Genomic DNA, 14,105 nt, shown 5'->3' on the forward strand with positions numbered 1-14,105 from the left:
AGCGCCAACCTCCCCGCCATCATCGGAAAACAACGGCCGCTCCGCGAAACGCGGAGCGGCCGAACCTGCCAGTTTTTAAATCTTTAGGGCTTGTTTGAAAATAAAGGAATTGCTGGATTTTTCGCAGACAGCTGGAGAATGCAAGGCAAAAACACAGGAATCCTTTCGGATTCCAAGGCTTTTTAACGCAGCATTCACCCCTGCTTTTGGAAAAAGATGGGGATTTTGATTTTTCAATCAGCCCTGGATGTTGGCTGGCGGAAATTTGCTGACAAGCGCCTGCGCAATGCCGCCGATCAACGGGATATTGTACACCTGATAGCCATACGATTTAACCATTGCAATGATGCTGAATACCAGGATCGCGATGCTGATCGCCAAAGAAACAATCCCCAGCACACCAAGAACGCCGAAAGTCGCAGCGGCCGACCCTGCGGCAACTGCCGCCCCGGTACCGACCACCGTCAGGATTGCAATAATCACTGTTACCACAAACGAGATCAGGTTCAGCACAAACGCCTGCATTGCATGGAATTTGACCAAGCCGCTTTCCTTCTCCAGGAATACAATCACGAGCGGCAGAAGCCAGGCGACGTATTTGACGACTGGAATTAATCCGCCGACAAACGTCACAAGGTAACAAAGCAATGCCATAATATTGGCGTCCAGTCCACCAAGGCTGGAGCGATGCGGTTGATAAGTGTTCATTTCTGATATCCTCCTCAAATGATAATTTGTTCAATTACACCGCAGCAGCAAGCCCAATGGGCTTATTGTGCCGCAAAGCAACAGTAAAACCAACAAAGCTGATTTTAGCTGCGGTGTAATATGCGCCGTCTGCTACTTTTCGCATATTGTATCATATATTGATGAATCTGAAAAGCCGCGTCAGCAAAATTCAAGTAAAGCCGCGCTAAATTGTTATTTTTCACAAAATTTCATATCCTTTCAATACGACATTCTGCGATAGCCATGGCAGGCATTTCTCCAACATGACGCCATACCGTGTATCTGTCCCATAGCTGAAAGTTGTTTTAATCGCCAATTCAATAAAGCGCGTCGCGCGCTCTATGGCGATCGGAAAGCTGTCGCCGTTCATCATCCCGCCAGTCAGCACGCTTGCAAAAATATCGCCTGTTCCAGGATAAGATGTAGGCACATAGTCGTAAGGCACCCGCCAATAGGCATTGCGCGCGCGGTCATAGCCCACGTTCACATAACCGCCCTGCATTGTCTCCACGCCTGTAATCACAACGTATTGCGGGCTTAATTCCGAAAGCCGCGCAAGCATACTTTTGAGTGCCTGCCGTGTCTGCGGCTCAAAGCGGTACGGCTCGCCAAGCAGGACAGACGCTTCCGTCGGATTAGGCGTGATCACATCGGCCGATCTGACGAGCGCACGCATACGCGACATCAATTCCGGCGTACAGGTTCGGTATGGCTTTCCATGATCGCCCATAACCGGATCGACAACAGCCAATGCGTCCGGATACGCCGCGATAAACGCTTCAACATCGTCAGCCTGCGCGGGACTTGACAGAAACCCGGAATATACCGCCTCGAAACCAAGCTCCAAACGCTGGTAATGCTCCAGGCTCGGCCGGATATAATCGGTCAGGTCGCGGTATTCCACATCGCCCAGCCCGCCAGTGTGTGTTGAAAGCACTGCCGTGGGCACAGGACAGACCTGCGCGCCCATTGCTGAAAGCGTTGGGATAACAACTGCCAGGGAGCTGCGTCCAAAGCCGGCCAGCCCATGGATTGCCGCAACGCGCGGAGGTCTCTTTTCCATTTTTCTCTCCCCCTCCGGCCTTTTTGAAAAAAGGCCTCAGCGAAAAACTTTAGTCGGCTGCGCTCCAGCCTTTTTGAAAAAAGGCCTCAGCGAAAAACTTTAGTCGGCTGCGCTCCAGCCTTTTTGAAAAAAGGCTTCGGCGAAAAACTTTAGTCGGCTGCGCCGCGAATAGCGGGGCAGGTTCCGGCATTTTTACAGGCTGCGCCGCAAACAGCAGGGCGGGCGCTGCGCGGCTGGCGTGGCTTTTGCAAGCACCCGCTTTTTTGAAAAAAGGCCGTAAAATCCAAAAAATAACAATGGTGCAAACTTTTGTTTGTCTGTATTTTTTGCAATAGAGCCGCCTGAATCCGGGCATACTGTTCATCAGGGGACGCCCGGCGCGTCCCGTGCATTCCCGGCGTCCTGTGCATGGGCGCGTAAAATAAACGGAGGTGGTATAAATGAACAAATCGACGACGACCGCAGTCACTGGTGTGGCAATGGCCGCCTTGGCAGGCACTGCAGCTTATATGCTGAGTCATCGCAAGACAACACCCGCCAAAAAGCTCAAGCAGAATACCGCGAAAGCGATCCGCACGCTCGGCAGCGTGCTGGACAGTGTGGAAACAATGATGCGCTGAAGGCTGCCGCGAAAAAGGCCGCCGCCCGCTCCGCCCGCCCGATTTTCAGGGAACGGACATGCGGGCGGCGGCTTTTTAAATAGAAGCAGGCTGTCTGTAAGGTGAACGGATGTGCAAAATACAGCTTATCCAATCTGAATTTTCCCCTCCGGCACAATCAGGCGGCGCTTGCGCGTGGATCGCGCCGCTAACGACAGAAAGAATGATACCGGACCGAGGCGCCCGATATACATGGAAAAGATAAGCAGCGACAGGCACAATGTGTTCGCCTGGGCCGAAATACCCGCGGACAATCCGACGGTCGCAAAGGCCGAAACGCTTTCAAGCAGTGCGTCAACACCGGCCACAGCGTGCGTCTCACGCATGGTCGCAACAATCGCGCCGGCCGTTATCGTCACAGCCAATACGCCCAGAATCATCACAGCGAATGATTTATAAACAGCGCCTTTTTCCACGCGCCGGCCAAAGATCAGCGTATCCTCGTCGCCGCGAACCACACTGTAAACCATCATAAAAATGACTGCTACCGAGGTGATTTTGATGCCGCCGCCTGTTGAGCCGGGAGCCGCGCCGAAAAACATGAGCACAGACGACAGGATTTTTGTCACACTGTTCATTCCTTCAATGGAAAATACATTGAAGCCCGCCGTGCGGCAGCTTACGGAATGAAACCATGCCGCGCCGATTTTTTGCAAAGGCGGCATCGGCCCGAGTGTCGCTGAATTCGACCATTCAAAAACGGCTGTAATCAGCGTCCCCGCTAAGAGCAGAATCGCCGTTGCCGTCAGTACGACGCGCGTATGCAGCGTGAGCTGTTTTGTACGGCGGTATTGCGACAGGTCATAAACGACGATAAAGCCGATACCGCCGATGATGATCAGAAAACCGACCACCGCAATGACAACCGGATTGCCGGCATAGCCGCACAGCGATAGAAAAGCCGTTTTACGGCCAAACAAATCAAAGCCGGCATTGCAGAAAGCGGACACCGCGGTGAATACTGAGATAAATATACCTTCCGCCCCAAATTCAGGTATAAACACAAACATCAGAATGATAGCGCCGGCGCCCTCGACAACGGCGGCCGTCCTGATGACAAGGCGCAGCATACGATATACGTCAGGCTCCGAGAAAGCGACCGATTCCTGCGCCAGATGCATCCCGCGCAGCCCAAGTTTGCGTCCGATGATCACATTGAAAAATTGTGTCAGCGTGACAAGCCCAAGCCCGCCGATCTGAATCAGCAGCAAGATGATCGCCTGACCAAGCAACGTCCAGTGTTGATAGGTATCGTACACAATCAAGCCCGTCACACATGTGGCGGAGGTCGCCGTAAACAGACAGTCCAAAAACGGCGCGGGCTGTCCCGCGCGGCTGGAGGCTGGCAGCATCAGCAACAGCGTGCCGATTAAAATAAGGGCCGCAAAACTCAGGGCAATCACACGTGTAGGCGATGAAAACAAGCGGCTTTTGCAGTTTTGTCTCTGTTCCAAGCAATTTACAGCGCCTTTCTTTGCAAAAATATGAGCTACCTTTCTACCCTGATAACAGAACTTTGGCTGGACAGATAACGACGCGCTTCGTTGATCAGATGTTTGTCGTTTTTAAAAGTGACCAGCATGTCGGCCTCATCAAGCAAACACCATTTATATTCACTGATTTCCTCCTCTTGCCGGCGCACCGTATCATCTCCATCAGGCGATGCGAGGAAATAGACAACCTGCTTTTTGACATGCGGCTTTGGAAAATATTCCACGCTCTGCCGAAACCCCTGGCAAAGCCCGACATCAAGCCCCGTTTCCTCTTTGATTTCGCGCAGCGCCGTCTGTGGCTCCGTTTCGCCCAACTCCACATGTCCCTTTGGAAATGACCAATGGCCACCGTTTTTATGCCGGATCAGCAGCAGCTCCAGCCGTTCCTGCTTTTTGCGGTAAACAAGCGCACCGCAGGATTTCTCACGTATCACAATCGTTTCATTCCTTTCAAGAGAAGCGCGGACCCACGCCCCGGTTTTCACATACACCGCGCACCGCGCGGGCTGTGCAGATATTTATTAATATATCACGTTTGTATCTGTTTTAAAAGTCAAATCAGCAATTTCGCCAATAAAAAGCGCCCCACTCTGTACATTGGGTACAGGGGCTTGTTCACGCAGCGCAGTTGACAAGATGTCCCATCTTGGCTATAATAAAACGGTATCTTTGCGCCTGTAGCTCAGCAGGATAGAGCGACCGCCTCCTAAGCGGTAGGTCGTTCGAATCCTGTTGAGCCCGAAAATTGAATATTTGTTGTATAAGCCCCCGTACCTCACCGGGATAGAGGGTCCGCCTCCTAAGCGGAATGTAGTGAGTTCGAGTCTCGCCGGGGGTGCCAAAACAACCGCTGTAAGCCATTTTTCGCTGGTTTGCAGCGGTTTTTGTTTTAAGCAAAAAGCGTATAGCAAAGGGAGAGTTTCAATTCAATTTTGTTGTATGCTTTGCTAATTGGATTTGAACGGTTTACAAACTCTTGCTAAAAAAAATCGCGTCCCTGCTAATTCGATTTTTCGGACTCATTTGCTGCCGGGTGTTGCTGAGAGCAGCGCCGCCAGAGTATTTGCCAGTTCTGGCGACTTGCGAAGCTGTTCCACCAGGGCCTCCAAATCCAAGGCGGCGGGTGCCGGTTCCTTTTCTTCCTCCGGGGGACGAACCGAACGCAAGTCAGGATTGGCGTAAAACGCACTCTCAAACTTCTGGGCGTTGATCTTGCGGTCCTCGTCCAGAATATGAGCATACACGCTGGTGATCATGTCAATCTCTGCGTGTCCCGTATCGCCCTGAGTGGCCTTCAGATCGCCGTGGTTGAGCTTCAGCTTGTAGGTGGTGCTGGAATGTCGGAGGGAATGAAAAACGACTCTGGGCAATCCAGCTTTCTCCCGCAGCTTTTCAAATTCCTTCAGGATGATACGATCCTCGCAAGGCCGACCATTGGGCAGTGCCACCACTAAATCGTAGTCCTGATACTCGTCACCGAGAAATCCCCGAAGTTCATCCTGGGAGGCTTTCCATTCTCGCAAAATGTAAGCCAGGGTCTTGGGAAGCCACACCTTGCGGATACTGGAATCGGTCTTTGGCTTTTTCAAGATGACTCTTGTGCTGGTGTTGGGAAATAAAGGCGTGAACACATGGTAGATGTCCTTTTGCCCCAACATCTCAATGGCCCGCTTGGAGGCCCGCGTCAGTTCCTTGTCGATGTAAACATAGGCATTGTCGGCAGCAATTTCTTCATCGGAGATGTGGACGTTGCTCCAGGTCAGCCCCAGAATTTCCCCCATACGCAATGAACAGGCAAAAGAGAGGTTCATAGCCACATAGAGCTTGCTGTCCGTACACTGATCCAAGGCGGTGCGGATCATTCCCGCATCCCAAATGTCCCGCTTTTTATATTCGCTCTTCGGTAGGATAACATTGTCAAAAGGATTTTTGGCAATCAGTTCCCAACGGACAGCTTGCTTAAAAGCACAACGCAGAAGTTTGATGATTTTCTCAATCGTTTGGTTTGTTACATATTGCGTTTTTGCTTTATGCATCTTCGTGGAAACAGCGGGAGTTTTCTGCAAAGTCTGGATGTACTTGTCCACGACTCGCGGCGTGACATCCTGGACCTTCAAATCTCCAATAATGGGGTTGATGTAGTTGGAGATCAGCGAGTTTTGGCTGTCGTACATGGATACGCCCCACCGCTTTTCACCATAGAGCGAAACAAAGTCCAAAAGGAACTCCGCAATGGTCTGATCGGTGGGCGGGAGAAAGGTTCTCGTGAACTGTTGATTCTCTACCTCCGCCTTACGCTTCAATGCGTCTTGGTAGGAAGTGCGGGTCTCCCATTTTTGCCGGGTCTCACCGTTCTCGTCCGTGTAGTTGTAGACGATAGAATAGTTCTTTTTGCGTTTGATGATAGATGCCATAGCGTTACTTCCTTTCTTCTGTCACATATCGAGTGACTCCAGCCACTCGTCAAATGACCGCTTGGAAATCCGTATGGCGTTACCAATTCGTACGATTTTAAAGTGCTCTTCCTTCACGAGAAGATAAGCGGAAGTCCGACCAATGCCCAGGATATGAGCAATGTCCTCAACCGTATAAGTCCTTCGTTCTGGAGGCTCCTTCTTCGTACCGTTCCATGTTTGTGACATGGTTGCCCCCTTTCTAATCGGAAACGGCACGCAAAAGGGGTGTTCATTCATAACTTCCACCCTCATTGTACCGCGTCGTTTCGGGTTTGTCTGCTGCTAATGGAAAGTTTACGAATTATCCGTAAACAGAAAAGCAGAAGATTTATCTGAAAATAAAAGAGGCAAAAAACGGATGGCTGCTGGCCGCAGCTCCACGGGAATCTCACCCCGGCCCATGCTGATGGGTGCGCCGCGCAATGCTTTGAGGGCGTTCAACGCGGGAGTATCATTATCCTGCCTGTGCATCCTCGCCCACAGGCTGCCACACCTGTTTCGCGGCCTGGTTTTGTCGCTCACCTGTTTGGTAGGGGTCCCGTCCTGCGGACTTGCAACAGGGTCTTGGCGCACCGGCCGACCGGCTCCACACAGGCAGATCGTATCCGTCTGCCTTATGCTGCCCGAAGGCTTTCTTTGTCAAGGTGGGTTCAGTCCCCGGCATTGGCAAAAGAGGAAAGGGTAAGCCGATTGCATTCTGCCAGGGCTGAAAGGATCAGGCGCGCATCACGGCCCGGATCAGTCGGATTTCCAGACAGCGCTTCATGTGGGTATCCACGCACACATGAGGCGTTCCGTCCTTGTCATAGAGGGTACGGGTACACAGGCGGCTCATATAGTCGTCGTAGTACCGCAGCACTTGCTCCATGGCCTCGCTGTCACCGCTGGAGGCCGCGTGGATCACCCAAACGGGCGGCAGGTCCTTTCCCTTGTGGATGGGCTCTGTCATCTTCCTCAGCCTCCTTTCGGCATCAGCGCCGACAATGCTTCGCGCAGTTCTTGCAGCGCCCTCGTCCGGTGCCGCTGAACGGCGCTCCGGGACATCCCAACGAGATTGCCGATCTCACCGTCTGCCAGGTCCAGGGTGCAGTGCAAAATCAAAATGCTCTGCTCCATCTGCGGCAAAGCGGAGAACGCTTCGGCCACAAGCTCATTGTCGATATGTAGATCGCAGCCGTGCGACGAGAACACGATGCTGTCGCTGGGGTAACGATCCACGACGCAGAGCTTGTCCAGCTCCGTCTGGGACAAGTCGCTAAAGAAAGCTTCACGCTCTCTTTGGCGTTTCATGTTCCGCAGGTAGGCTCTGGCCTCGTTTCGCAATACCTTCTTGCAAAAAGCATCGAACCGGCATTGCTCGCCATAGTCGCGGGGGTTAGATTCCATCAGTTTCACCCCCTTTCCATGGGGGGGATCAGGTGGTTCTCTCCCTTTCCGCTACTACCAATCCTGCGAGAGCGTGTTCTGCCCGCCAAACGCCTCCTTTTTGAAGAAAATTTGAGAAAATCAACGGCCAGCCAGCCCGACCGCAGGAAACGACAAAAAGCGCCCGGCAGGTCACAGACCCACCGGACGCAATAGCGAGTAATATGAAGTTTATTTACATGGTATAGTTCATACTCATGGCCGAACCTGTCCAACGAATGGAGCGGGCTTTTTTTGAGTGGCTAGCCCTTGTCAGATTAGGCGGGGACAGCATCCGGCGCAGCATGGCGGCATCCTCCTTCTATGCCGCCGTGGAAGCTGTCAGGGCAAAGAACAACGGCGGCTCGAATCGAACCGCCGTGAAGAAAGTACTTTTGCGCGCAGAAAGCCGTCTGCCCCGCGGCGGTTTTTTTCTTTTCTGCCGCCGGGCAGATCATTGAGAATATAAAAACAGAGCCGATAACCTACGAGGTTTTCCCTCAGTGTTATCGGCTCTGCGTCTTAGCGTCTGGCTCTTGGATAATAGATAGATTCAGTTGTCTTACCGCAATCAAGGTTTCATGTTTGCATTTCGGGCAATACAGCGGAAAGTTTTCCAGGACTGTATCATCGCGGATTTTCAATCGCGTTTTGCTGCCGCAAAAGGGGCATAAAATCCATTCTATCTTCATGTTATCTTCCTCTGTGCTTGGCTTTCTTCTTTTCCTGCCGTATGGCAAACTGGCGGTCTTTCTCCGCCTCTTTCTGCTTACGGCTCTTGGTTTTCCGTTCCAGCTTACATTGCTCATGCTGGAGTTTCAACGCCTGCTGCGCCTTTGTTCCAATGCCTTTATCCTGCAGTTGGCTTTGAATTTCGCGCTGCATACGTTTGGGATTGATTTTTCGCTCTATGGCTATCTCGGCCTGGATTGGAGGACTGAATTTCAACTTGTGCCAATTCTTCAGCAGAAACTCGTAGATCTCATAATCTTTGGGCTCTGAGCCAAAAGTGATTTTGCATACCTCGTACTTACCGTTATCCGTTCTTTCGTATAGACCGATCCAAAACGGAGCTTCAAACAGGATGGTCAAACTGCTTTGGGGGCCTGAACTCATTCTTCTAAGAACTGCCCTTCAAAGTGATCCAGCCATTCCAGAAGGGCGCGATAGAGAAGCTGCTGCTGCTCAAAAACCGTTCTCCCAACCAAAGGAATGTCTGCAAATTCCCGCGCATAGCCCTCGTTCGATTCAGCCGAGGACTGTATACTCCGGCGCAAAGCCGAAACCAGCTCCAACGCTTCGGCTTTGTCCATCTTGTTCAGATTGGTAATGACTACATTGAAATCGAATAACAGGGGCACCGGGCCAGCGGCGCACGAGGCCATCAGTTCCTTGAAATACGCTCTGCCCTTATCGGTAATAGAATAAATGGCCTTATCCGCAAACTTATCACCCTTGACAATATCGCTTTGGAGATAACCCTTCTCGCTCAACTGGAGTACTTTTCGATAAATAGAGGGGACACTTATTTTCGTCCAGCGGGAAAAATGGTGGTACTCAACATCCTTTTGAATGTCATAGGCGCTTTGCGGTTTTTCCAATACAATACCAAGTATGACCAAATCGATTGACGACATAACGCCACCTCCAGCTTTTACTATTAACAATAGTACTATTGACAATAGTAAAAGTCAAGGGGCGTAACTTACATTTCCGAATTGGACATAATCTGTTTTTCAGCCCTGGATAATTCCCGATGAAGGTGCAACGCCATAACCACAGTGATTACTACGGAAATTACATCTGCGATGGGTTGGGCATATAGGATTCCGTTCATTCCCCATACCATAGGCAGCAGCAAAATGACAGGAACGAAGCAGATGCCTTGTCTGCATGCTCCCAAAAAGAAACCTGCCGCCCCCTTGCCCAAAGCAAGAAACAGAGAGGAGTATACCGTGTAGAAACCGAAAAGAATAAATGTAAGGCCGTTCGCAAATAGGGATTTTTGACCGGCTATAATCATTTGAGTATCTCCCTCGGTAAATTGAGAGATAATCTGCGTGGAGAAAACGGCCATCACCAAGCCCACGACTAAGCAGAAACTTGTAGACCAAATGATTGAGGTTTTGATTGCTTCGCGCAGGCGATCAAACTTCTTTGCCCCATAGCTGAATCCGGCAATAGGCTGAAACCCTTTCAAAAATCCAAAGACAACAAGCGTTCCCATAGAAGTAATCCGCGTGACTGCCCCCATGCCTGCAATGACCGAATCGCCATAATCACCGGATGCACGGTTGATCAGCGCAATCGAAAGACTTGTCAGCAGTTGGAATACTAAAGTAGGAATACCAATTTTCAAAATTTCCGCCATCATTTGTCCAGTTGGAGAAAATGCTTTTACGCTGAAGGAAAATGCGCTTTTTTTGCGAAGAACATAGGTTAGATAAACAAGTGTGGATACCATTTGCGAAATTGCTGTGGCAATTGCTGCACCCGCTACCCCCATGTCCAAAGCGTAGATGAAAAGAGGGTCCAATCCGATGTTCAATACGGCTCCCAGCAGCAAAGCGCACATGGTCGTCTTTGCGGCACCCTCGCTGCTTACAATGTTGTTCATTGTTACATTAAACACGTTAAAAATACAGGACAGCACATAAATTCTTGCGTATGTCATGGCATACGGCATAATCGTTTCTGTTGCACCCAACATTGCCAAAATTGGTTTGAGGAAAATTGTAGAAAACAGAATGATAATGGCACCAATCAGAATACTGCTATATAGTGCGGTGCTTGCCACCCTATTGGCGGTATCTTTATCTCCGCGCCCAAGCAGTCTTGACAGATAGGATGCGGCTCCGTTACCGAACATAAGCCCCAAACCAACCACGACTTGTCCCAAGGGGAACACGACGGAAATAGCACCCATTTGACTTTCGCCCAGACCGCCCACAAAATAGGCATCTACCAGATTATAGAGTGCATTGATCAACATCCCAATCATAATCGGTATGCCGAGGGCCATCAGAGCTTTGGGGATGGGCGCACTGCCCAAAAGCTCAAGTTTGTTGTTGCGTTCACTCATTGTGGATACTTCCTCCTAAAAGAATAAATTACAGTAGTATAAATTATAGTATACTGCAACGACTATACTACTATAAATTATAGTAGTTGTCAAGGGAGTATCGTCCACTCTTGACAAAGGCTATAAAATCCAATACTATAATTTATAGTGTTTCCATTTAAAATGCGCACTGGAACGGAGGGGCGTGATCCACATGGCTACCATTGATTTGATTGTTCTTGGAATGTTAAAAAAAGAGCCGATGAGTGCCTATGATATACAGAAACTGGTGGAATACAGGAACATCTCTAAATGGGTAAAAATCAGCACTCCATCTATCTATAAAAAGGCAATTCAGTTAGAAGAAAAAGGGCTAATCCGGGGCGAAGTTGTCAAAGAAGGCAAGATGCCGGAAAAGGCAATTTACTCTCTGACCGAAGCTGGAGAATCTGAATTTGAACGGCTTATGTTTGAAATCTCTTCAAAGCCAATTAACATTTTCTTGGACTTCAATGCTGTTATTGTGAATCTGGATTCTTTACCGGCCGAAAAGCAGCGAGCGTGCCTTGCAGAGATTCAGGAGAATATTGATACTTTGAAAGCTTACCTGGAGCAAAACATAAAAGAGAAGGAACACGAACCCAGTATTCCGGCAACAGGTATGGCCGTATTACATCAGCAATATGTATTGGCAGAAGCAATCCAGACATGGATCAATTCTTTGACAAAACAATAAAATTACAAAAACAGGTCATCAGATTATAGTAGCATCTACAATCTGATGGCCTGTTTTCTTTTGTTTTAATATGAATTATAAAATGTAATTTATACGCATATAGCAACATTTCACGGGCAAAGTATGAAATATACAATGTAAGTGGGTGATGCAATATGGCGAACATCAAAGATTGCCCCGGTTTTGAAACTTTCGGTGCCGATGTAAAAGCCGCACGGAGCGCAAAGCATCTGTCGCGCAAGACATTGGCGGAGATCATCAACATCGACTCCCGGTATCTCGCAAATATCGAGAACGAGGGTACGATCCCCAGCTTGCCGGTTATCATACAGCTTATCAAAGTATGTGGACTTCCCGTGGAACGGTACTTCAATCCAGAGGTCATGCGGGAGGAAAGCGCACAGCGGCAGCGTATCAGTCACAAACTGAAGCTCTGTCCAGAGCAGTATTTGGCCGTCATCGAAGGCGCGCTTGACGGGGCGCTGAAAACTGAAAAATCAGCAGATGAAACGGAGGGTGTGTGAGCATCCTCCGTTTTCGTTTCTCCAGGGCGGCTCTGCTGCCCTTTTCTTTTTGAAAAATCCAGGATTTTGCGGGCAGATAAAGGTGTTTCCGGCATTGTATTTACGGGGGAAGAAGCGTAGAGCAAGCACAGCAAGTGTGGCCACACTTGCGAATTTTGGCTTTAGGGAGTCCCTTGTCCCTAAACACAAAATTGCTTTTTGGGATACTCCCAAACCCTTATACAGAAAGGACGGTGCCACCCTATGGCAAAGCGCAAACGCCCCATCATCCTGCGCTGCCCAGTAACAGCGGAAGAACGCAACCTAATTGAGCAGAAGATGGCCCAGCTCCATACAAAGCGGATCGGCGCCTACCTACGGAAGATGGCGATCGACGGATACATCATCTATGTGGACACCAGGGACATCAAGGAGATGAACAAGCTCCTGTCCGCCATTGGCCGGAATATCAACCAAATTGCCAAACGGATCAATGCCGGAGGTCCCACCTATCAGGCTGACATGGAGGAAATCCGGGAAAGGCTGGGTCAGATATGGCAGTTACAAAGACGCATCCTATTAAGTCAACGCTGAAAGCAGCTATTGACTATATCTGTAATCCCGATAAGACAGATGGAAAATTGCTGGTATCCTCTTTTGGTTGTGCTGCTGAAACCGCCGACATTGAATTTGAATGGACACGCCGCCATTTCATCGACAAGGGCACACACCTGGGCCGCCACCTGATCCAAGCCTTTGAGCCTGGGGAGGTCTCCGCCGAGGAAGCCCATGAGATTGGGATGCAGCTGGCAAAAGAAATATTGGGTGGCAAGTACGAGTTTGTACTTACCACCCATATTGACAAGGGACATATTCACAACCATCTGATTTTCAATGCGGTCAGCTTTACCGACCACAAACACTACCATTCCAATAAGCGCAGCTATCACGAGATACGCTGGGTCAGCGACCGGCTGTGCAGAGAACACGGCCTGTCCGTCATCGTCCCCGGCCGGGACAAGGGCAAGAGCTACATTGAGCATCAGGCCGCACAGAACGGCACCAGCTACAAGGCAAAGCTGAAAACCACCATCGACCGCCTGATCCCCGTGTCCTCTAGTTTGGAAGATTTGCTTGCCCGGTTGCAGCGGGAAGGATACGAGATCAAGCGAGGAAAGTATATCTCCGTCAGGGCGCCAGACCAGGAGCGGTTCACCCGGCTCAAAACCCTGGGCGCCGATTACACGGAAGAAGCCGTTGTCTCTCGCATCGCCGGAGGCTCCAGGCCCTCCAGACAACCCCGGCAGCGTAGCGGGAAGGTCAGTCTGCTCATTGACATTCAGAACAATATCAAGGCCCAGCAGAGCGCAGGATACCAGCGGTGGGCGACCATTGAGAATCTGAAACGTGCGGCCGCCACTATGAACTTTCTCACCGAACACGGCATCGGCAGCTATGAGGAATTGGTGGAACGGTGCGACGCCGTTTCCGCCGCCTCCATCCGTACCAGGGAAAGCCTGCGGGATACAGAACAACGGATTGCCGACCTTGCCCTCCTGGGAAAACAGATTGACACCTACCGCAAGTTGAAACCTGTCTATGACCGCTACAAGGCATCAAAGGATAAGGAAAAATTCCTCCGTGGCTTTGAGAGCGAGATCATCTTATTCGAGGCGGCAGCCAGGGAAATCAAGAAGGCTGGACTCACCAAACTTCCTTCAGCCGAAAAACTGAAAGCAGAACTGGACGGACTCTCCGCCCGCAAAACTGTCCTGCAAGCAGAGCTTCGGAAGGTACAGTATGAAGAAAAGGAGTACGATGCTGTCCGGCAGAACGTAAAGGATATACTTGAAACTGACAACTCTAAAATAATGGTGACCAAAGAGTTTTCAATATAACCTTATTCTAATCATTTGATATCAATAACGAAAATCCTCATCTCAATAACAAAATGTATAATTGCAATAACGAATATATTGACTTCAATAACGGAATGTGGTA

General features: G+C 50.0%; 17 protein-coding genes and 1 tRNA gene. 6 read left to right on the forward strand and 12 right to left on the reverse strand.

Annotated elements, in window-relative coordinates:
• Positions 1–237: 237 nt before the first annotated feature.
• A complete protein-coding gene (locus tag FMM72_RS16550; protein WP_162222056.1) occupies positions 238–708 on the reverse strand; it encodes a DUF4870 domain-containing protein in 471 nt (156 codons plus the stop codon).
• A 220-nt stretch (positions 709–928) separates the two neighbouring features.
• Positions 929–1,792 (reverse strand): pyridoxamine kinase, encoded by an 864-nt coding sequence (locus FMM72_RS16555; protein ID WP_160209878.1) that lies wholly within the window; start codon positions 1,790–1,792, stop codon positions 929–931.
• Between the two features lie 440 nt (positions 1,793–2,232).
• On the opposite strand from FMM72_RS16555, the gene FMM72_RS16560 reads away from it, so the two are divergent.
• Entirely contained in the window at positions 2,233–2,412 is a 180-nt protein-coding gene (locus tag FMM72_RS16560) for a hypothetical protein (protein WP_160209879.1), read from the forward strand.
• Between the two features lie 125 nt (positions 2,413–2,537).
• Here FMM72_RS16560 and FMM72_RS16565 read toward each other — a convergent pair whose 3' ends face one another.
• Both FMM72_RS16565 and FMM72_RS16570 read right to left on the reverse strand, forming a co-directional pair.
• Positions 2,538–3,905: a TrkH family potassium uptake protein gene (locus FMM72_RS16565; protein WP_160209880.1), complete on the reverse strand. Its 1,368-nt coding sequence runs from the start codon at positions 3,903–3,905 to the stop codon at positions 2,538–2,540.
• Between the two features lie 35 nt (positions 3,906–3,940).
• Positions 3,941–4,378, reverse strand: coding sequence for a bis(5'-nucleosyl)-tetraphosphatase (locus FMM72_RS16570; RefSeq protein WP_160209881.1), 438 nt, complete (start codon positions 4,376–4,378; stop codon positions 3,941–3,943).
• A gap of 330 nt (positions 4,379–4,708) precedes the next feature.
• Between FMM72_RS16570 and FMM72_RS16575 the strand changes: the two genes are divergently transcribed.
• Positions 4,709–4,785 (forward strand) — tRNA-Arg (locus FMM72_RS16575).
• Positions 4,786–4,963: 178 nt separating this feature from the next.
• On the opposite strand, the gene FMM72_RS16580 is transcribed toward FMM72_RS16575, so the two are convergent.
• From FMM72_RS16580 to FMM72_RS16615, 8 genes are all read right to left on the reverse strand, one after another.
• The gene (locus FMM72_RS16580) at positions 4,964–6,358 is read right to left on the reverse strand and encodes a site-specific integrase (RefSeq protein WP_162222057.1); all 1,395 of its coding nucleotides are present in this window, start codon (positions 6,356–6,358) and stop codon (positions 4,964–4,966) included.
• A 21-nt stretch (positions 6,359–6,379) separates the two neighbouring features.
• The gene (locus FMM72_RS16585) at positions 6,380–6,652 is read right to left on the reverse strand and encodes a helix-turn-helix domain-containing protein (protein WP_431603344.1); all 273 of its coding nucleotides are present in this window, start codon (positions 6,650–6,652) and stop codon (positions 6,380–6,382) included.
• 463 nt (positions 6,653–7,115) lie between these two features.
• The gene (locus FMM72_RS16590; RefSeq protein ID WP_119345203.1) at positions 7,116–7,349 is read right to left on the reverse strand and encodes a helix-turn-helix domain-containing protein; all 234 of its coding nucleotides are present in this window, start codon (positions 7,347–7,349) and stop codon (positions 7,116–7,118) included.
• A gap of 5 nt (positions 7,350–7,354) precedes the next feature.
• The gene (locus FMM72_RS16595; protein ID WP_180322952.1) at positions 7,355–7,786 is read right to left on the reverse strand and encodes an RNA polymerase sigma factor; all 432 of its coding nucleotides are present in this window, start codon (positions 7,784–7,786) and stop codon (positions 7,355–7,357) included.
• 524 nt (positions 7,787–8,310) lie between these two features.
• On the reverse strand, positions 8,311–8,496 hold the full coding sequence (locus tag FMM72_RS16600) for a cysteine-rich KTR domain-containing protein (protein ID WP_009260154.1): 186 nt from the start codon (positions 8,494–8,496) through the stop codon (positions 8,311–8,313).
• Position 8,497: 1 nt separating this feature from the next.
• Positions 8,498–8,920 (reverse strand): YjdF family protein, encoded by a 423-nt coding sequence (locus tag FMM72_RS16605; RefSeq protein ID WP_162222058.1) that lies wholly within the window; start codon positions 8,918–8,920, stop codon positions 8,498–8,500.
• Entirely contained in the window at positions 8,917–9,441 is a 525-nt protein-coding gene (locus FMM72_RS16610; RefSeq protein WP_162222059.1) for a PadR family transcriptional regulator, read from the reverse strand. The genes FMM72_RS16605 and FMM72_RS16610 overlap by 4 nt, the downstream gene beginning before the upstream one ends.
• Positions 9,442–9,509: 68 nt before the next feature.
• A complete protein-coding gene (locus FMM72_RS16615) occupies positions 9,510–10,886 on the reverse strand; it encodes an MATE family efflux transporter (RefSeq protein WP_162222060.1) in 1,377 nt (458 codons plus the stop codon).
• 193 nt (positions 10,887–11,079) lie between these two features.
• On the opposite strand from FMM72_RS16615, the gene FMM72_RS16620 reads away from it, so the two are divergent.
• From FMM72_RS16620 to FMM72_RS16635, 4 genes are all read left to right on the forward strand, one after another.
• Complete coding sequence (locus tag FMM72_RS16620) at positions 11,080–11,601, forward strand: PadR family transcriptional regulator (RefSeq protein WP_065535707.1); 522 nt, start codon at positions 11,080–11,082, stop codon at positions 11,599–11,601.
• A 155-nt stretch (positions 11,602–11,756) separates the two neighbouring features.
• Positions 11,757–12,125: a helix-turn-helix transcriptional regulator gene (locus FMM72_RS16625; RefSeq protein ID WP_162222061.1), complete on the forward strand. Its 369-nt coding sequence runs from the start codon at positions 11,757–11,759 to the stop codon at positions 12,123–12,125.
• A gap of 243 nt (positions 12,126–12,368) precedes the next feature.
• The gene (locus FMM72_RS16630) at positions 12,369–12,698 is read left to right on the forward strand and encodes a plasmid mobilization protein (RefSeq protein ID WP_162222062.1); all 330 of its coding nucleotides are present in this window, start codon (positions 12,369–12,371) and stop codon (positions 12,696–12,698) included.
• Positions 12,659–14,002, forward strand: coding sequence for a relaxase/mobilization nuclease domain-containing protein (locus tag FMM72_RS16635; RefSeq protein WP_162222063.1), 1,344 nt, complete (start codon positions 12,659–12,661; stop codon positions 14,000–14,002). Before FMM72_RS16630 ends, FMM72_RS16635 begins: the two co-directional genes overlap by 40 nt.
• Positions 14,003–14,105: the final 103 nt, after the last annotated feature.

The organism is Anaerotruncus colihominis, from assembly GCF_010206195.1.
In the GTDB taxonomy this organism is placed as follows: Bacteria; Bacillota; Clostridia; order Oscillospirales; family Ruminococcaceae; genus Anaerotruncus; species Anaerotruncus colihominis_A.